General features: G+C 39.7%; 18 protein-coding genes and 1 other annotated feature. Of the genes, 14 read left to right on the top strand and 4 right to left on the bottom strand.

Translation table 11 applies throughout. From position 1 onward, the window contains the following. Positions 1 to 86 precede the first annotated feature (86 nt). The 4 genes from NYE65_RS06240 (at position 87) to NYE65_RS06225 (ending at position 4,663) form a co-directional block, all read left to right on the top strand. Positions 87 to 320 carry a hypothetical protein gene (locus tag NYE65_RS06240; protein ID WP_063594544.1) on the top strand — a complete coding sequence of 78 codons (234 nt, stop codon included), beginning with the start codon at positions 87 to 89 and terminating at the stop codon, positions 318 to 320. Positions 321 to 778: 458 nt separating this feature from the next. Further along, positions 779 to 1,015, top strand: a binding site (T-box leader). A gap of 59 nt (positions 1,016 to 1,074) precedes the next feature. Beyond that, positions 1,075 to 2,424 carry an amino acid permease gene (locus tag NYE65_RS06235; RefSeq protein WP_098865961.1) on the top strand — a complete coding sequence of 450 codons (1,350 nt, stop codon included), beginning with the start codon at positions 1,075 to 1,077 and terminating at the stop codon, positions 2,422 to 2,424. Positions 2,425 to 2,651: 227 nt separating this feature from the next. Continuing rightward, complete coding sequence (locus tag NYE65_RS06230) at positions 2,652 to 3,308, top strand: phosphatase PAP2 family protein (RefSeq protein WP_340860048.1); 657 nt, start codon at positions 2,652 to 2,654, stop codon at positions 3,306 to 3,308. A 152-nt stretch (positions 3,309 to 3,460) separates the two neighbouring features. After that, positions 3,461 to 4,663: a hypothetical protein gene (locus NYE65_RS06225; RefSeq protein ID WP_340860047.1), complete on the top strand. Its 1,203-nt coding sequence runs from the start codon at positions 3,461 to 3,463 to the stop codon at positions 4,661 to 4,663. A 139-nt stretch (positions 4,664 to 4,802) separates the two neighbouring features. Here the strand turns inward: NYE65_RS06225 and NYE65_RS06220 are convergent, their stop codons facing one another. The 3 genes from NYE65_RS06220 to NYE65_RS06210 form a co-directional block, all read right to left on the bottom strand. Beyond that, positions 4,803 to 6,191, bottom strand: a complete 1,389-nt coding sequence (locus tag NYE65_RS06220; RefSeq protein WP_063575366.1) for an L-cystine transporter — start codon at positions 6,189 to 6,191, stop codon at positions 4,803 to 4,805. 233 nt (positions 6,192 to 6,424) lie between these two features. Beyond that, entirely contained in the window at positions 6,425 to 7,564 is a 1,140-nt protein-coding gene (locus NYE65_RS06215; RefSeq protein ID WP_340860046.1) for a DUF4179 domain-containing protein, read from the bottom strand. Further along, positions 7,561 to 8,127, bottom strand: coding sequence for a sigma-70 family RNA polymerase sigma factor (locus NYE65_RS06210; protein WP_340860045.1), 567 nt, complete (start codon positions 8,125 to 8,127; stop codon positions 7,561 to 7,563). Before NYE65_RS06210 ends, NYE65_RS06215 begins: the two co-directional genes overlap by 4 nt. Before the next feature lie 359 nt (positions 8,128 to 8,486). On the opposite strand from NYE65_RS06210, the gene NYE65_RS06205 reads away from it, so the two are divergent. The 6 genes from NYE65_RS06205 to NYE65_RS06180 all read left to right on the top strand — a co-directional run bounded on the left by NYE65_RS06205 (position 8,487) and on the right by NYE65_RS06180 (position 13,723). Next, positions 8,487 to 8,996: a GNAT family N-acetyltransferase gene (locus tag NYE65_RS06205; protein ID WP_268591966.1), complete on the top strand. Its 510-nt coding sequence runs from the start codon at positions 8,487 to 8,489 to the stop codon at positions 8,994 to 8,996. A gap of 174 nt (positions 8,997 to 9,170) precedes the next feature. Continuing rightward, complete coding sequence (locus tag NYE65_RS06200) at positions 9,171 to 9,629, top strand: VOC family protein (RefSeq protein ID WP_340860044.1); 459 nt, start codon at positions 9,171 to 9,173, stop codon at positions 9,627 to 9,629. 96 nt (positions 9,630 to 9,725) lie between these two features. Further along, on the top strand, positions 9,726 to 11,330 hold the full coding sequence (locus NYE65_RS06195; RefSeq protein WP_328177548.1) for a sensor histidine kinase: 1,605 nt from the start codon (positions 9,726 to 9,728) through the stop codon (positions 11,328 to 11,330). Positions 11,331 to 11,332: 2 nt separating this feature from the next. Continuing rightward, positions 11,333 to 12,037 carry a response regulator gene (locus tag NYE65_RS06190; RefSeq protein ID WP_328177550.1) on the top strand — a complete coding sequence of 235 codons (705 nt, stop codon included), beginning with the start codon at positions 11,333 to 11,335 and terminating at the stop codon, positions 12,035 to 12,037. Between the two features lie 174 nt (positions 12,038 to 12,211). Beyond that, complete coding sequence (locus tag NYE65_RS06185) at positions 12,212 to 13,513, top strand: CitMHS family transporter (RefSeq protein ID WP_098186253.1); 1,302 nt, start codon at positions 12,212 to 12,214, stop codon at positions 13,511 to 13,513. 63 nt (positions 13,514 to 13,576) lie between these two features. Beyond that, entirely contained in the window at positions 13,577 to 13,723 is a 147-nt protein-coding gene (locus tag NYE65_RS06180; protein WP_170946924.1) for a hypothetical protein, read from the top strand. A gap of 76 nt (positions 13,724 to 13,799) precedes the next feature. Here NYE65_RS06180 and yyaC read toward each other — a convergent pair whose 3' ends face one another. Beyond that, positions 13,800 to 14,369, bottom strand: a complete 570-nt coding sequence (yyaC, locus tag NYE65_RS06175) for a spore protease YyaC (protein ID WP_328177552.1) — start codon at positions 14,367 to 14,369, stop codon at positions 13,800 to 13,802. Positions 14,370 to 14,593: 224 nt separating this feature from the next. Between yyaC and NYE65_RS06170 the strand changes: the two genes are divergently transcribed. The 4 genes from NYE65_RS06170 to NYE65_RS27180 all read left to right on the top strand — a co-directional run bounded on the left by NYE65_RS06170 (position 14,594) and on the right by NYE65_RS27180 (position 18,083). After that, on the top strand, positions 14,594 to 15,436 hold the full coding sequence (locus NYE65_RS06170; RefSeq protein ID WP_340860043.1) for a pentapeptide repeat-containing protein: 843 nt from the start codon (positions 14,594 to 14,596) through the stop codon (positions 15,434 to 15,436). Positions 15,437 to 15,839: 403 nt separating this feature from the next. After that, a complete protein-coding gene (locus NYE65_RS06165) occupies positions 15,840 to 16,577 on the top strand; it encodes a MerR family transcriptional regulator (protein ID WP_063590329.1) in 738 nt (245 codons plus the stop codon). A 199-nt stretch (positions 16,578 to 16,776) separates the two neighbouring features. After that, complete coding sequence (locus NYE65_RS06160) at positions 16,777 to 17,571, top strand: putative protein N(5)-glutamine methyltransferase (RefSeq protein WP_340862096.1); 795 nt, start codon at positions 16,777 to 16,779, stop codon at positions 17,569 to 17,571. 275 nt (positions 17,572 to 17,846) lie between these two features. Next, a complete protein-coding gene (locus NYE65_RS27180; RefSeq protein WP_445670402.1) occupies positions 17,847 to 18,083 on the top strand; it encodes a UPF0715 family protein in 237 nt (78 codons plus the stop codon). Positions 18,084 to 18,132 lie beyond the last annotated feature (49 nt).

The raw sequence follows: 18,132 nt of genomic DNA, 5'->3' as shown, positions 1-18,132 counted from the left end.
CGGTTTCGAGGTTAAATCTCACTTTTAAAAAATGGATGTAAATGATAGAATTGACACTTATTGTTAATTAAAGAGGGTGGTAATTCATGGACCAGGACACAAAAGTGATTCAAGAGTTGCAGCAATTGAAGCAAAAAGTCGGTCATCTTGAAGACTTATTGACGCAGCAACAGAATAAAAAGGAAAAAGCAGGACCATTTCGAATCTTCCTGGACGCAGTAGGCTCACTGCTATTTGGATTAATTGTTGTAGGACCGGTTATAGTGATTGTCGTTGGGGTTCTGATGGTGGCTGCATCATGGTTAGGGATGGAATTTTAAACGTTTAGGAGATTATGAATATATTGATTTGATTAGGTGACCAGTGAAGTAAGTCCTGCGATAGACAAGGAAAAAGTGGGGTTTATTTCTATATGGAACCTGCTAAATAAGTCATAAGAACATTTGTTGAATTTACGAAACTACTGGTGAATTGAGGGTATCCATAAAGTGCACTCTTTGTATTTAGGAAGCCTTGCAAATATGCTTTAACCATCATGGGTTCTTCATTTTCATCTTTTAAGACTATCTACCACTTGATTCTGCAGCCGCAGGATGTTCCTTAAGTGCTATTGAATTTGTATATTATTTGTCCGCCAGTATCCTATAATTGGATCAAGGGCTTTCACGATTTTCCCTAATTTGTTTCTTTGAAAATATTATCCTAAGAAAGTTATTGACAAATTTACCTTGAGTCCGTATAGTATGGGATATTATTAAAAATATTCAGATATAATTTTTCAAACGCAATGAACAGGAGTAGTAAAAGCTCATTATTCGGTGAAGAGAGCTGCGGGTTGGTGCAACGCAGTCCAATGATACTTTGAACTTGCCTGGGAGTGGTAAAGCGAAAGATAGGAATGATTCCATTCTTTTGTTTTAACGATTGACCTTCGTTACAAGGTTTGTAAAGCAGGGTTCTTTAAAGAGCCAATAAGAGTGGTACCGCGGTAAGCTTAAGGCATATCGTCTCTTTCTTCATTTGATTATGAAGGAAGAGACGATATGCTTTTTTTGATTTTTGGGAGGTAAGGATATGGAAACGGACAAACGGAATTTACAGAGGACAATGACTTCAAGGCATATTACGATGATGGCATTAGGCGGTGCCATCGGGGCAGGTTTATTTAAAGGAAGCAGTTCAGCCATTGATATGGCAGGCCCTTCCGTAATCATTGCGTACTTGATAGGAGGCATCATCCTATTATTCATCATGCAAGGTTTAGCTGAAATGGCGGTCCGCAATAGCGGTGCACGAACATTCAGGGATTTAGTCCAATCGATCTTAGGAAAGTATCCTGCCTATTTCCTGGATTGGATTTATTGGAAAATGTGGGTGTTGAATATCGCGGCCGAATCAGTGGTTGCGGCGATTTTCCTTCAATATTGGCTGCCCGGATATCCAATCTGGATATTGGCATTAGCTGTTTCGGTTTTGGTTACTGCGGTTAACTTGCTGTCGGTAAAGGTTTTTGCTGAAACGGAGTACTGGCTTGCTTTAATTAAGATTACGGTCATCATTGTGTTCATCATGGCTGGATTATTGTTGCTGCTCGTTACTTTTGGTGATCATACCGCGGTCGGCTTTTCTAACTTGACCGAACATGGCGGTTTCTTTCCGAATGGATCGACAGGTTTGATCACGGCGATGCTGGTGGTAATCTATTCATATGGCGGTACGGAAATCATCGGGGTCACATTAGCTGAAACGAAAAATCCTGAAAAGGTGGTTCCAAAGGCCGTTCGCAGTACATTGGTCAGGATCATTTCTTTCTATATCATTCCTTTTTTCATCATCGTTAGCTTAATTCCTTGGAACGAAGTAAACGGGGTGAAGGAAAGTCCGTTTGTAATGGTCTTTCAAATGATCGGGATTCCAGGTGCCGACCATATCATGAATGCCGTTGTCCTATTAGCGATCATATCATCGATGAACTCCGGGTTGTATGGTTCATCCCGCGTTCTGTATACACAAGCCGTGGATGGTCGCGTTCCGAAAATCTTTTCCCGTTTATCCAAGAGGAAAGTACCTGTTCCCGCAATCTTAATGTGTACTTCCGCTTTATATGGCGGTGTATTGATTTCCTTATTTGCTGGAAGCAAGACCTTCGATTTCCTAATGGGTTCGTTGGGATATACCGTATTATTCATCTGGTTGATCATTGCTTTCGCCCATTTGAAATCACGTAAACAACAGTCCGGAAAAACAAGTGCCTATAGGGTAAAATGGTTCCCGTATACGACTTGGGCTGCGATCATCGCTTTAATAACGATCCTGATCGGAATCATTTTCACGACATCCATAGTCGTTACGATCATTACTCTTTGCATCTACATCTTCATTTCCTTAACGTATGTATGGAAAAAACGCCATAACAAAATCTAGAGATGGCGGATTGATCACTTTTGCCTTCCCGCATATAAGTTTCATATCAAGCCGTGGTATATGCCATGGCTTTCGTTATGTATTCTTAGTCGGATTAAAAGTAAGAGATATCCATTTTACTAGTCCATGGGATTCATTAACTTTAGCGATTAAAGAGTTAATCCAGTGAAAAATGTAGTATAATAATCTTTGGAAAAAAACTAATATATTGAAAGCCGGAGCGAGCTATGAAAAACAATTCCATACTATCCTTTCACCCGTTATATTATTTATTACTTTTGATGATTACTAGTTCCATCTATTCAATCATCAATCAATCTTCAGGTCATGCTGTCGATGTTACGACTATAATAGATAGGGAGATTCCCTTTATTAAAGAATTTGCCGTTCCTTATTTACTTTGGTATCCGTATATTTATGGATTGCTGATTTACTATTGCTTTGTTGACCGAAAGCACTATTTCGTCGGATTAGGCAGTTTGATATCGGGGAAACTTCTCTGTTTTCTTGTATATTGCCTTTGGCAAACGACAGTTCCGCGTCCAGAAGTCGTGGGCAACGATATCTTTTCCCAGTTAATGCGGCTCATCTATAGTCATGATCAACCTGTCAACTGCCTTCCCAGTATTCATGTACTGACCACATTCATCATGATGATCGTCGCCCATAAGCGGAAAGAAGAGCACAAATGGGAGTATGCCAGTGTCACTGCATTCGGAACACTGATCATCCTCTCCACGCTATTTACGAAACAGCATGCTGTATTGGATGCACTCGCTGGAATCCTCCTTGCATGCGGAGTATATGCAGCCGTCCAGTATACCTTCCATGCGCTACCTGGTTTTCAGGCCAATCATTACGCAGCGAGGCAAATTAAAAAGTGACCACAGGAAAAAGCCACTGTAAGAATATTCACTCCCATGAGTTGATATGTTACAGTGGATTTTTGTTTTTTATTGAAAAAATTGGGCATTTATGTAAGTTATATATGATATTATGTTTTTAATCGAATGGAAACAGTGGAGGGAGGAAAAGAATGCCTCATCATCTTGATCGAATGGCTGAAGACTTGGTTAAAGCAAAGTTGGAAAATTATTGGCCGGGTTTTGAACTTGTTGCCTATGCCATATATGACAAGAGTAATGTTTATCTATTTAATCATCCTAAATTCAGTAACAATCCAAAATGTACATATCATATTTTAAAGTGGGATACCGAGTTTGCTGCTGACACAATCATTATGTATGAAGAATATCCCACTGCAATTGTTAATATGGATCACTATAAGGAATATGAAGGTTTGTTTTCAATAGCGGTTCATGAATTGTTTCACGGCTATCAATATATAAAGGATGAAAAACGGTTTCCCGATGAAATGCTGGGAATCACATATCCGTTGTCAAAAGAAAATGTGGAATTAAGAAATCAGGAACGAACAAATCTTTATTGTGCAATGTTGGAAAATGACCAAATTAACAAGAAACAATACCTTAATGCCTTCATTGCCCTAAGGGAAAAAAGAGCAGCCAAGATTGATGAGTACCTGACATATGAAAATTTGATTGAAACCATCGAGGGACCTGCGTGGTATGTCGAATTGAAGGCTTACTCGGAGAAAAGCCCGCTTGATTACGATTCAGTTTTAAAAAAGTATGCACAACAGCTAATAAACAAGTATGAATCCACTTCTAGTATTAGAAGTAGTTGTTATAGCTCCGGTTTGTGTATGTGTTTGTTACTGGAGGAGCTTTCACCAGGCTGGATGGAAAGTTTTTTTGATAGAGAAGATACATTATATGACCTATTAAAACAGCATAAAGGTGATGATATGGAAGATTCAATGGCTGATGTGAAAATAAGTCCTGAAACAGAGGAAGTCGTTAATTTTGCCCTGGAAAAGAGAATGAAAGCATTTGAAGAGTTTAATGAACAAGCAGGCATTCATTTATATATTGAGGGAAAAATATCTGCTAAATCCTTTGACCCGATGAATATCACCCCATTAGAAGATAGACTGTTACATAAGAGCTTTATAAAAGTAAGAATGAACAATGAAGATTTTCTTATTCAACAACCGGTTATTGCCCATGTTGATCATGGAATTCAAAACATAAATAAATTACATCTGATAATAGAGAATGAACCCTCTGAAACCAATGCTTCGCTAACCATTGATGGCGTTGGAGAAATAAAGGGAAGATATAAGAAACAAGAAAATATCTGGCATGTAGTTATTTAAACTGAATTTTATCTAATCTGGGTTTCAAGCATCAATCCCTTATTCCTTTTTGCACCAAGAATTTTGCTTGAATTGTGTGTACAGCCTATGTAAAAAAGCATCGAACCTCCCATGACAGGAAGTCCGATGCTTTTTTCTTTTACATTTCAGCTTCAATTTTCAAAGATGTTTCTTCGCTGAACTGTTCTTTATCCAGGTCACCCGTTATTTTACTTGTCAGAATACCGGAAGTCATGCTTCCGCTGACATTCACGGCCGTTCTTCCCATATCGATCAATGGTTCGACGGAAATCAACAGGCCGGCCAAGGCGATTGGCAGGTTCATTGCAGATAATACGAGGATGGCAGCGAATGTTGCTCCTCCGCCTACACCTGCAACCCCGAATGAACTAATGGCCACGATGGCAATCAACATGGCGATAAAGGAAGGGTCTAGCGGGTTGATCCCAACCGTTGGAGCGATCATGACCGCTAACATGGCCGGATAGATTCCGGCACAGCCGTTTTGACCGATCGACAAGCCGAAGGATCCGGCAAAGTTGGCAATACCTTCGGACACCCCTAGTTGTTTCTGTGTTTGGATGTTCAATGGCAGAGCGCCAGCACTTGTTCTTGAAGTGAAGGCAAACGATAATACTGGGAAAGCTTTTCTCAAATATACGATTGGATTCAATCCTGCAAGCATCAGCAATAGCAAATGGATGAGGAACATGACAATCAGGGCCACATATGAGGCACCTACGAATTTCCCTAATTTCAGGATGGCATCCAAATCACTCGTAGCTACCGTCTTCGTCATGATCGCCAAGATCCCGTAAGGTGTTAAACGCAGGATCAATGTTACTACGCGCATGATGATGCTGTGCAATGTATCTACTATTTTAGCAAAAAAATCAGCATGTTCAGGTTGTTTCCTTTTGACTCCTAAATAGGCAATCCCAAGAAATGCAGCAAAAATTACAACGGAAATGGTTGATGTCGGACGTGCACCCGTTAAATCAAGGAACGGATTGGACGGAATCAATTCAAGAATTTGCTGCGGCATCGTTTTATCCTGAATCGTACCGTATGTTTCCGATATTTGATCCCCGCGGCTTAACTCCGCTTCCCCTTGCTCAATTTGAACGGCTTCCAAATTGAATACAGTTGCCGAGGTGATCCCGACAGCAGCTGCAATCGCAGTCGTTCCAAGCAGGATTCCGATGATCAGGACACTGATCTTTCCAATATTGCTAGTCAGTTTCAATCTTGTGAATGCGGATAAGATTGAAATGAAGACAAGCGGCATGACGATCATTTGCAGGAACTTGACATAGCCGGAACCTACAATGTTAAACCAATCGACCGATTTAACGATCGCCTCTGACTGAGGTTCATAGAAATACTGCAAAAGAAGTCCGAATACAATTCCTAAACCAAGTCCAGTAAAGACCCTTTTTGTAAAGGAAATATGCTTCTTATTCATGTAAAATAAAACGCCTAAAAGAACGAGCATTATGGCAAGATTTAAAAACACATAACCAATCATATATATTCCTCCTAATTCCGATTAACCAAATGAGAATAATAAATATCTGAAGCCTATGATACATCATCCGCTGATTTTTTACCAGAAGAAAATAATTTATTTTTGACTTTTCAAGTAATTCATGTATTTATCCATATTCATGGACTGAATAAGAAGTCACAAAAAAGAGATATACTTGAACCTTTCTCCACTCTGGGATCTAGGGTTCAGTATACCTCTTGTAGGTAAAATTGTTATTTCTTCAAATCAATCACGATATCATCCAATACCAACTCTTTTGGAGCACTACCCGGTTTTGTTGGGAAAGATGACACCTTTTCTTCACCATCTTCCGTTATGGTTACTTCTCCGTGATTCTCTGAAGTGAAATTACGTAATGTTACATGTGGTGTCGCAATCAGTTTTGTAGCGTTCGGATTGATTTTTTGAAATGTTTTGCTGAAGTTCATATTATAAGAATCAATACCGCTTCCTCCGTTACCTTGACCATCGTATACATTCCCTAAGTCATCTTTAATTGTCAACTCCACATAGGCTTCATCCCAATTGTTTTTGACTGAGTCGGACACTTCTTGATGATAATCAACCACAAAGGACATTGGTGAGATCGATAGTTTTTCGACGGATACTTTTACTCCATGTTGATTCACACTTTTATTGATGACCTTCTCGTTGCTTTCAGTTGCCTCTAGAGAGAAAGCAAAGTTCCAATTTCCTTTTATCTCTTTTTCCATGTCGGTAATACTAATGCTGTTTATATTCCAGTCTATATTTACCTTATCCACTTTAAGATCTTCTAAGTTACTAACCGTAAATAATCCTACATATTTTTTATCAGCTACTTTTGAATTTCCATCCGATCCTCCTTGGGCTTTCATTTCTTTTATATTCGGGCTGGGAATGAAGAATGATCCGTTACCCAAATCTTCTTCGCTTTCAATAGTATAAGTGATGGTTACCGTTTTTCCGTCATAAATGGCGTCATTTATCGTGAAAGTAAGGCCATTGCTTTCTTCGCTAAAGCCAATTTCGTTAGAGTAGGCCTTATAATCACTATAAAGACCCTTTCCATTATTCTTGATATCATCGGGGAGACCTGAGTTTGCATTACTAAAATAGCTGAAAATATCTCCTATCAAAGGAATGCTTTTAGCAGAAGCGGTAAACGAGAATCCAATCGTTGCGGTGGATAACCCGAATATAATCGAAGCAGCGAGAACATTCTTTTGCCTACGTTTCATTTTTTTCTTCTTGCTTATTGATTTTTTTAGGGTTTTTTTGACTTTAGCTTTTTCTAGTTCGGTGACTTTCATTTCCTTATATTCAGTTTCGTCTATGTCTATATCATTTAATAATTCATAAATATCCTTCATACGACACTGCCTCCTAACTTAAGATTCGTAGCTTTTTGACTTAGCTTCTTTTTTCCCCTATAAATTCGATTATCGATTGATGCTTTGGTCAACCCGAGTTTTATCGATATATCCTCATTTTTTAAACCAAGAAAGTACTTCATGATGAAAATATCACGATCTACAGGCTCTAAAAGATCGATTAACTGAAGCAGTTCTTTTCTGTCTTCCGATATAATCAATTCATCTTCTGCTGATTTTTCTGAATCTATCTCGGTATAACTTGAGGTATACTCCATTTTCATCACGGTTTTTCGGTAGTAATCAATCGCCTTAAACTTAGCGATTGCACAAATCCATTTTCTGAAATCTGTTGTATCCCCATGGAACTTTTTCGAATGGTTCCAAATTGAGAGAAAAATATCATTGATACATTCTTCCAGGACACCGTCGTTCCTAAGAGGAGAGAGAACCTTATATGTGACCCCCTTGATTAGTGGCAAATAGGTATCCACTATAAATTCCAATGCGTCTTCTTCTTGGCGTTGCAACCGCTCGATAAAATTTTTATCAGTAGACTTCATGACATGATTCCCCTTGTTTTTTTGTAAAAGCTTTTACATTTAATACAACGTGTGTAAAAAGATTTATTCTCAATAATTTTGGATTTTTTTGAAGGTAGTAGGTATGATGGTTCCATTTGCACTTGGAATGATATGGTATTGAGGGTATCAAATTTTGTCAGTATGCGACAGTGTTATCGATATAAACGGTTTGTTTGTACCATCGAATGATTAAAAATAGATTCTTTAACAAAGGTACTGGATGCTGCCTAAAAACTGTTGAATGAAAGAATATTCTATATTTATTTATCAGGAAGGATAAGCCCTTTGTTTTCTTGAATGATATATGCTTAGCGTTTTTTTGAAAGGGTGAACGTATGATGGATATATACATTGACAGGCTTAATGAACGGGATGCACAAGCGTTATTTGCATTTGAATGCAATAATAGAAGGTTTTTCGAACAAACGGTCCCGGGACGGGGTGATGATTATTATAGCTTTGGAACGTTTGGAATCAGGCATAAGGAATTATTAAAAGAACAAGAAGAGGCCATCTCCTCTTTTTATTTGATTAAGGATGGTTCAGGCATAATCGTCGGCAGGATTAATCTTGTGGATATCGACCCCATCAAGGGTACGGCTCATGTCGGTTATAGAATCGGTGAAGCGTTTACGCAAAAAGGGATTGCGAATGAAGCTTTAAAGCTTTTGATGAAGCTGGCGCCGGATTTGAATGTGACGCAAATACAGGCCAAAACGACAAGTGACAATATCGCCTCCCAAAAGGTTTTGGTGAAAAACGGTTTTGAACGGATTTCGATTAATGAGGAAATTAGTGCGGATTCGGGTCAAAAGCTAACATTCTTCCATTATAGTAGGAACCTTTAAATCCATTTCCTTCTATATAATAGAACGCATTCCATTTTTTAATTGTGAAAAGAGGGGGAGGTAGCGGCTGTCACAGAAAGGACCTTCCCTTTAAACTAACCGAGGATAGATAATTGCGAGATATTTTCCCTGCAAAAGAGTTCGTTTACTTAAAAGAAGAAAGGAGAATCTAATATGATAGAAGGTTTATATGAAGCCCATTTACCAGTCAAGAATCTGGACATCTCCATGGATTTTTATAAGAAAATAGGCTTGAAGCTAGCTTGGAGGGATGAAGATACTGCCTTCTTTTGGATCGAGGAAAACAAAAGCTGGGTCGGCTTATGGGAAGGGAAGGAATATCAAACTCCATACCACCCTTCACTAAGGCATATCGCCTTTCGGGTAACTTATGATAATATGAAAAATGCATTAACTTGGCTCAAATCCTTGCAAATTGAAGTCGTCCCTTTTGGAAAAAGGACAACGATTGAACCATTTGTACGTCCGAACCAAGGAAACGCTTCCGTCTATTTCAATGATCCCGATGGCAATAGTCTCGAACTTATGTGTTCGATAAAAGTCCCTGATGCATATAAGCACATGACCGAAAAACATTCGCTTGAAGAATGGGAAGAACTATTAACCAGGTGAACTTTGTAAAGGAAAATTTCCCCGCCCAGTCTCAATCATTAATTTTTTATAGAAGTATGAGCAATCAATATGGAAAGGCTTAGGGTATAAATGTAGATGTTTAAAATTAGAGTGAACTTATTAACTCAAATGACATTGCTTATCATATTCGTAGTTTTCATCAGTACCTTACTTGTGAGCATTCTATTCTCTACATTGCTGGAAGACATCGTCGAAAACCATATGGGTAAGCAAGCAATGACGGTTGCCAAATTAGCGGCTCAAAATCCAACGATCATCCAGGGATTTAACGATGAACAGCCCTCAAAGGTGATTCAACCCGCATCTGAACTGATACGTCAAACAACAGGGGCCGATTATGTAACCATTGCGAATCATAAAGGACTGCGATACTCTCATCCCAATCCAGAATATATCGGAAAGCCCACGGCTACTAGTAATGATGCTGTACTCAATGAACACAAAGCAATTATTTATCAAGGAAATGGGATATCGGGACCAGCGATTAAGGCTAAGGCGCCAATCTGGAATGATAAAGGGGAAGTTATCGGTGTTTCATCTGTAGGGTTTTTGGTAGAGAATGTGCAAGATCAGCTATCCAATTATAAAATGAAGATTATTCATTTGTCACTTATCCCAATCAGTGTAGGGATCGTGTGGGCAATATTTATAGCGCGACGCTTAAAAAAGCTTATTTTGGGTCTGGAGCCTGAGGAAATTTCTTTTCTTTTTCAAGAAAGGGAAGCGACACTTGATGCCATCCGATATGCTACCATTACGATTAATATTGAAAAACAGGTTACTTCCATGAATAAAAGAGCACGTGAATTGTTTCATGATCATCAGCTTATGGTGGGAAAGCGGATTGTAAATGGACATTTAGAAAAACTTATCAAAATCGTAATCAGCACAAAAGAAGGACAGTTCAATCGTAAGTTACTCTTAGGCCAACAGCTATACATTTTGGATTTATCCCCTATCTTAAATCATAAGGACGTCAGGGGCATCGTTTTAACAATAAGGACAGTTTCCGAAATTGAACAATTAACAGATGAATTTTCAGAAATCAAGGCCTTTTCAGAAAATATGCGGGCACAAAATCATGAGTTTTTAAATAAATTAAATACCATTTATGGATTACTTAGTTTAAAACAGTATGATAGGGCAATGAACATCATCTCTTCTGAAGTGAGAGAGAGGCAAGATATCATTTCGTTTCTTATGTCATCGGTAAAAGACCCTTTAATCGCTGCCTGTTTACTTGGAAAGATAAACCGTTCAAAAGAATTGCAGGTTATCTTAGAAATAGAGCAAGAAAGCAATTTAAACAGTTCATTAAAACCTGAGGATTCCCATCACTTGGTTTCCGTTATTGGTAATATCATCGATAATGCGATGGAGGCAGCAAGGCAAAAGAACAAAAATAAGGGAAAGGTCAAAGTTTCGTTTACGGATTTAGGAAACGAAATCATATTTGATATCGAGGATAACGGTCCTGGTATCCCTCATGCAATGGAGGATATTATTTTTACGGATGGTTATACGACTAAAGATGGGGAAAATCATGGGATCGGTTTGGCCATTGTGAAAAACTCCATTGGTCTTTTAAGCGGTGAAATTTATATTGATCGCAGTTATTTGGGCGGAGCAAGATTTACACTCGTCTTCCCGAAGGATATAAAAGCAGAAAAGGAGGCGTGAGAATGTCCAAAGGACCGATTACAGTTGTCATTGTTGAAGATGACGAGAATGCAGTGAATATATATAAACAATTTACGAATCAACTAGATCAATTTACTGTCATTGCTACAGCCAGTACAGGCAAGCAAGCACTGAATATACTGCATGCCGCACAACCAGACCTAATTTTATTGGATATCTTTTTACCTGATATGAATGGAATTGACCTTCTTCGGGAAATTAGGAGGGAATACCGGGGAATTGATGTAATTCTGATCACCGCCGCGAATGATACCGAAACAGTCAGTGAAGCGATTAGGGGAGGGGCTTTTGGTTACCTTATAAAACCGATCATTATCGATAAGCTTCTTGCGACGCTCAACCAATACGACATGACGAGACGGCAGCTGCATAATAGCAATTTAGTAAATCAAGATAAAGTGGATACTCTTTTTCGGACCATAAGTAATTCAAATACAGCAAATGATGTCCAAATAGATTCTCTTCCCAAAGGAATTGACAAACATACCCTGAAAATGGTCAGAAGCAAGATTCAAAACATCAATGGCAGTTTAAACGCGGATGAACTAGGTCAACTTGTTGGAATTAGTTATTCAACCATGCGCAGATACCTGGAGTATTTAGTTTCCTGTAATGAAATGGAAGTTGAGGTTTTATACGGAAGTGTCGGAAGGCCCGAAAGAAAATATAAAATAAAACACATGTAAATCCCAGTTGATGAAATTCGTTTTCATCAACTGGGGTTTTTTCTTTTTTAGGCGTGAAAAAAATGAAAAAAACTCTTATTACTTTCTTTATATGTGATTAAGGCTTAATGGATGATAGTCTCTAAAGAAAGCGCTATCAAAACAAGATGGTGATAAACAGAAGGGGGCTTGAAGATGTTATCCATTTTAGGATTTTCAATGATTGCAGTATTCATGTATTTAATTATGTCAAAGCGACTATCGGCACTAGTGGCCATTATGCTCGTTCCCATCATATTTGGAGTGATTGGAGGATTTTTTACAGAGCTGGGACCCATGATGCAGGAGGGTGTTGAAGGGATAGCTTCAACTGCCATAATGATTTTGTTTGCGATTTTATATTTTGGAATAATGATAGATTCCGGTTTATTTGATCCGCTTATTTCTAAAATATTGAAAATAGTAAAAGGAGATCCTTTAAAAATAGTTGTAGGAACCGCTATTCTCTCAATGACCGTCGCATTGGATGGGGACGGGACAACTACTTACATCATTACTGTCTCAGCGCTTTTACCCCTTTATAAGCGTCTGGGCATGAACAAAATAATATTAGCCACTGTAGCGATGCTATCCATGGGTGTAATGAATATGACACCATGGGGGGGAGCTTCCGCCATGGCGATGGCATCGTTGAACCTTGACGCATCGGAATTGTTCTTGCCAATGATTCCTGTCATGGGATTTGGCCTGATTTGGGTTCTTGTCGTGGCTTTTATATTGGGAAAAGGGGAACGAAAGAGATTGGGCGTAGTGGAGATCCAGCATAATCACACAAACTCGGAGGCCAATTCCGAGTTAGCGGCAACAACGGTTTCCCGTGATTATCGCAGGCCGAAATTGGTCTGGTTCAACTTCATTTTAACGATTGTGCTCATGGCATCATTAATCATTGATTTTATGTCTTTGACCATTTTATTCATGATTGCTTTCGCCATCGCGTTATTGGTCAATTATCCTGATTTGAAAGATCAGCAGGATAGAATCGCCGTTCATTCGAAAAATGCCTTGGCCGTCGTTTCAATTGTCATTGCAGCCGGGATTTTTACCGGCATCATGTCTGGAACGAAAATGATTGATGCAATGGCCATTACGTTGGTCTCTTTTATCCCGGAATCTTTCGGACCATTTTTACCGGTTATTGTTGCGTATGCCAGTGCTCCTTTTACTTTCTTTATGTCAAATAATGCATTCTATTTTGGCGTACTTCCGATTATCGCACAAGCCGCTGATGCTTATGGAATTAGCGCGGCAGAAATAGGGCGCGCTTCATTAATAGGGCAGCCGATACACGTATTGAGTCCTTTGGTAGCTGCAGCACATTTGCTAATAGGTTTAGTTGGCACTGACTTCGGTGATTTACAGCGGTTTGCCGTGAAATGGGCATTAGGGACTGTCACGGTCATGACAATAGCGGCGATAATCCTGGGAGTCATTTAGTAAAAAGAATGGTTACCCTATCGTACAGATCGGCAAATCGATATTTTATAATGGAGGATTTCAATGTGGATCATCACACTCTATAAAAGCAGAGATATTGTAATGTATGAATTTGAAACAGAACAAGCAGCAAGGGACGTTTTCTGTAATATTCAGGGCAATAAGATTCTTTCAGAAGTTATTTACTTTAATGATCCAGGTTTAGCATGATGATAGCAATGTCCTTCAAGACTATGCATTTCATTGTTTACCCCGAAAAAGCTTAGGCTTTATTGGGGTTTTCCAATTATTTTAAACTTTTAACAATGATTCTTGTGGTAATCTTCGCCAGATTCATGACAGTATCCAGCCTTGTATCATTTAGAGATTGTTTGGGCAAAAGGGGGTCTAAATAATTTACGACGGCCTTTAGGTGATAATCACCCAATTCAGGTAAGGGTTTATTCATCGCTTCACCAGGGCTAAAAGGACCTTTTGTCAGAATGATAGAACCGATTTGATGATAACCGCCCAAACAAGCATCGATGCCAAAAATAAAAGGATTTTTGAATTGCTTTTTTATTTCTTTCAAAACACTTTTCAAATTAAGGGCATGAACAGGTTCTGCGAGTGTTCCGAAGACATGATAAGGGACTTGGTTTTCTCTTAGCATCGTCCCTACTAAAGGCCCGAATGAATCTCCGGTGGATCGATCTGAGCCAATACATAAAAAGATGATCTCTTTGGACGTTGACCGAAGAACTCCTGCGATCCGAAAAGACATTTCGTCCATTTCTCCTTCTGTATCCAACGTGTAGTTGCAATCCTGCATTTCTTTTTTTGTCTCCCTATTTTTCCCGCCACCAAAAGGATACATGCCTACACCCCCTAGAGTACCGTAATCTTGAATAAAGTATAACATGATTATGGAAATCACTTGCTTCCCTCTAATGATTAATTTCAGATTTCTTGTTTATTTGTATTTTGTTAATATATAGATTAATTGGTTTTTTTGATAAAATGAAAACAAAAAAATATACTTTATGAAACTTTTGATTTTAAAAAAGGCAGAGCCAGTGTTTTATAGAAGGAAGTGTAAGAATGCAAGTAACGAATACCGATAGTATCCATAATCAATTACGTGCAGACTGTGAGAATTGTTTTGGTTTGTGCTGTGTAGCATTGCCATATGCAAAGTCTGCTGATTTTGCATTTGATAAAGATGGAGGTACACCATGTTCAAACCTTCAATCCGATTATCGTTGCGGCATCCATGAAAATCTCCGAGCAAAAGGGTATAAAGGCTGCACGGTATATGAATGCTTCGGTGCCGGTCAAAAGGTATCCCAGCTTACCTATGATGGCAACGACTGGAGGGACAACCCCGCATCAGCAAAGGGAATGTTCGAAGTTTTTCCAATTATGCAACAACTGCATGAAATGCTTTGCTACTTAAATGAAGCACTTAATTTAGTAGATGCGCAACCTCTTCACCGGGAATTGCAGGCCGCTTTTGAAGACACGGAATACCTCACTAAACAAAGTCCAAAGTCTATCATGGACCTGAATGTACCAGATCATAGAATGATCGTTAACGATTTACTTCTGCGCACAAGTGAAATGGTACGTGCAAAGGTTCCATTTAAGAAAAATAAGAAAAAACCGAACAAAATAGGTAGGGGAAGTGACCTGATCGGTGCAAAATTGAGAGGTGCAGACCTTAGGGGAGCGAACTTAAGAGGGGCTTTGCTTATTGCCTCCGACCTCAGGGAAGCCGACATGAGAGTGACGGACCTGATCGGTGCAGACTTTAGGGACGCTGATTTAAGCGGTGCCGATCTCACCGGCAGTTTCTTCATCACACAAGCACAGATTAACTCGGCTAAAGGCGACACGAAGACAAAATTACCTCACTCATTAAGAATTCCTGATCATTGGAGATAGAAGGATGTTTCATTCATGAGTAAAGCCCAAACTCACGAGTAAAAGCGTAAAACTCACGAGTAAAAGCGCCAAACTTACGAGTAAATGCGTGAAATTCACGAGTAAAAGCGTGAAACTCACGAGTAAAAGCGTGAAACTCACGAGTAAAGCCCAAATTCACGAGTAAAAGCGTAAAACTCACGAGTAATGGGAAATTTACTACATAGTGCATGATCATCAATAGCGGACGTAAATTGGATTTGGCTTTAATCCGAAGTTTTTACAGAGAGTGAACTCTACTAACAGCGATTCTTCATTAGGAAGGATCGTCTTTTACATTTGGGCGGGAAATGTTCATTTTTCCTTTGACTCTGACGTTGCGTGATACCTTAATGTAAATGATATCGAAAGGAGGTAAGAAGCAGTGGCAATGAAAGTGAAGGAGCTAGCCGATTTGGTTGGCATTAGTGTGCGGACACTGCATTATTATGATGAAATCGGGTTATTATCGCCGGAGGAAATAACCGATGCAGGTTATCGCCTTTATTCGAATGATAATCTTGAGATGTTGCAGCAAATCCTGTTTTTCAGGGAACTTGGCATGCCATTAAAGGAAATAAAACAAATGGTAAACAGCTCTTCGTTTGATAAACAAGATGCGTTAAAGCAACATCAAAAAATGTTACTGGAGAAACGCAGTCAGCTCGATAAATTAATTAAGACGGTCGAAAAATCGATCAAGCATATGAAAGGGGAAATTCAGATGACGAATAAAGAGAAGTTTGAAGGATTTGACTTCAGTCAGAATCCATATGAAGATGAAGCTCGCAAGCTTTGGGGGGATAAAGCTGTCGATGAGTCGAAGGCTAAAGTGGCGGGCATGTCCAAAGATGCACAGAAAGTTGTATCGGAGATCTATTTAAAACTTGCGGCAATCCGAGATGCTTCGCCTAAGTCGGAGGAGGCACAAGAGGCCATTAAAGAATGGTATGATTGTTTGAACAATAACTTCGGCACATACTCGCTGGATGCTTTCAAAGGGTTGGGTCAAATGTACGTGGACGATCAACGCTTCACCAAAAATATCGATCAATACGGTGAAGGATTGGCAAAATTCATGTGTGATGCGATGGGGCATTTTGCTGATGCTAACAAAAATTAAATCTCAAGGTTGAGAAATTTCAAGATGGAAGGTTGCTGCGGCAACCTTTTTATTTTGGAGCGGAAGGGACGGTCAGTTTAAGAAGTTGTATACTATGATTATGGGAATATTTAGAATTAAAGAGAATAGGGGGAAACTTATGGAATTTAGGCATGACTACTTTAACCTCGGGAAAATCAATGATGTTGATCGAAGTAAAGTGGCGGCTTTTAATGGAGATACCATTTATACAAGCATCGTCACTAAACTTAGGGACGCAGGTTGTGTTTTCGCCGAGGAAGAGGCCCGCCTGTTTATCAACGAGGCAGGGACAACGGCCGAGCTTGCTGGGATGGTGGATAGACGGATAGCCGGTTTGCCCCTTGAACACGTCATCGGTTGGGCGGAATTCTGCGGTATCCGGATAGAGGTTGATCTTGGAGTTTTCGTACCCCGCCGACGGACCGAGTTTTTGGTCCGCCAAGCGACAGCACTCGCTATGCCAGGAGCAGTCGTAGTGGACTTGTGCTGCGGCACGGGTGCGGTTGGCTCCGCGGTTGGCGATGTTCTCGAAGGTATCGAGTTGTACGCAGTCGACATTGACCCAGCCGCGGTGCGGTGCGCCCGTCGTAACGTCACTTCAATCAATGGTCAGGTATACGAAGGGGACCTCTATGAACCGCTTCCAGCAAATTTACGGGGACGTGTTGACGTCCTGGTCGCAAACGCACCATACGTCCCCACTGAGGGAATCGGTCTATTACCCCATGAAGCGCGCATGCATGAGGCGAGGGTGGCATTGGACGGCGGGGCAGACGGGCTTGATGTTCAGCGAAGGGTGGCGGCCTCGGCAACACTTTGGTTGGCACCTGGCTCTCATTTGTTAGTCGAGACGAGTGAGCGGCAAGCGATGCAGACCGTTGAAATCTTTGCTGGATACGGGATGATGCCAAAAATGGTAAAGTGTGAAGAACTGGACGCCACTGTCGTAATTGGTACCAGGCCAGCACTCTAAAGAAATGTTTGGGGCACTTGTAAGTTATGACTAGGGAAAAAAACGTGACCTTCAAAAATCAAATTTATGCAACAAAATGAGGAAATCGAGCAATGAAAAAATCCAAGTCATCTTGAGGTGTCGGTTTACATGGAACTTTGGAAAATGAGTCAAAAGGTATCGGAGCTAAGCGATGTGATTCCTTATTATTTTTTTAGTCTAGTTTCTTCCTGTCTGTCGCTTTCGACGGTGTTGGTATATTCAGCCTAGATACCTGGGGGGGGATTGGCATTATTGTGTTTTCTTTTTATATCGTCATCCCGTATTTATTATTTGCTGTTCCGGTACAGGTCCTTTTCAATAAACATCCTAAAAAATTCAGTTTAAACTATTTTTGCCTTTATATTTTTTTCTCTTTGCCGGCCGTATTCGTTTATAGTTCGGTGCTTAATTTTGACTTCAGCATGGATATTTTGACTACAAAGAATTACTATGCAATCAGCCTTTCAGCGGCACTGTTTTTTTGGTTTTGAGATTCGGTCTTTTTACAAAAAAAAAGCTCTGCATCATAAAAAGGGACCT

Origin of the sequence: Peribacillus sp. FSL R5-0717 (assembly GCF_038002945.1) — a bacterium.
GTDB classification, from domain to species: Bacteria; Bacillota; Bacilli; order Bacillales; family DSM-1321; genus Peribacillus; species Peribacillus frigoritolerans.
This window is presented reverse-complemented; position numbering and strand designations above follow the sequence as displayed.

Bases quoted from the DNA above. Each gene is read 5' to 3' on its own strand.
- NYE65_RS06240 (WP_063594544.1), top strand. From the start codon at position 87: ATGGACCAGGACACAAAAGTGATTCAAGAGTTGCAGCAATTGAAGCAA.
- NYE65_RS06235 (WP_098865961.1), top strand. From the start codon at position 1,075: ATGGAAACGGACAAACGGAATTTACAGAGGACAATGACTTCAAGGCAT.
- NYE65_RS06230 (WP_340860048.1), top strand. From the start codon at position 2,652: ATGAAAAACAATTCCATACTATCCTTTCACCCGTTATATTATTTATTA.
- NYE65_RS06225 (WP_340860047.1), top strand. From the start codon at position 3,461: ATGCCTCATCATCTTGATCGAATGGCTGAAGACTTGGTTAAAGCAAAG.
- NYE65_RS06220 (WP_063575366.1), bottom strand. From the start codon at position 6,191: ATGATTGGTTATGTGTTTTTAAATCTTGCCATAATGCTCGTTCTTTTA.
- NYE65_RS06215 (WP_340860046.1), bottom strand. From the start codon at position 7,564: ATGAAGGATATTTATGAATTATTAAATGATATAGACATAGACGAAACT.
- NYE65_RS06210 (WP_340860045.1), bottom strand. From the start codon at position 8,127: ATGAAGTCTACTGATAAAAATTTTATCGAGCGGTTGCAACGCCAAGAA.
- NYE65_RS06205 (WP_268591966.1), top strand. From the start codon at position 8,487: ATGGATATATACATTGACAGGCTTAATGAACGGGATGCACAAGCGTTA.
- NYE65_RS06200 (WP_340860044.1), top strand. From the start codon at position 9,171: ATGATAGAAGGTTTATATGAAGCCCATTTACCAGTCAAGAATCTGGAC.
- NYE65_RS06195 (WP_328177548.1), top strand. From the start codon at position 9,726: ATGTTTAAAATTAGAGTGAACTTATTAACTCAAATGACATTGCTTATC.
- NYE65_RS06190 (WP_328177550.1), top strand. From the start codon at position 11,333: ATGTCCAAAGGACCGATTACAGTTGTCATTGTTGAAGATGACGAGAAT.
- NYE65_RS06185 (WP_098186253.1), top strand. From the start codon at position 12,212: ATGTTATCCATTTTAGGATTTTCAATGATTGCAGTATTCATGTATTTA.
- NYE65_RS06180 (WP_170946924.1), top strand. From the start codon at position 13,577: ATGTGGATCATCACACTCTATAAAAGCAGAGATATTGTAATGTATGAA.
- yyaC (WP_328177552.1), bottom strand. From the start codon at position 14,369: ATGTATCCTTTTGGTGGCGGGAAAAATAGGGAGACAAAAAAAGAAATG.
- NYE65_RS06170 (WP_340860043.1), top strand. From the start codon at position 14,594: ATGCAAGTAACGAATACCGATAGTATCCATAATCAATTACGTGCAGAC.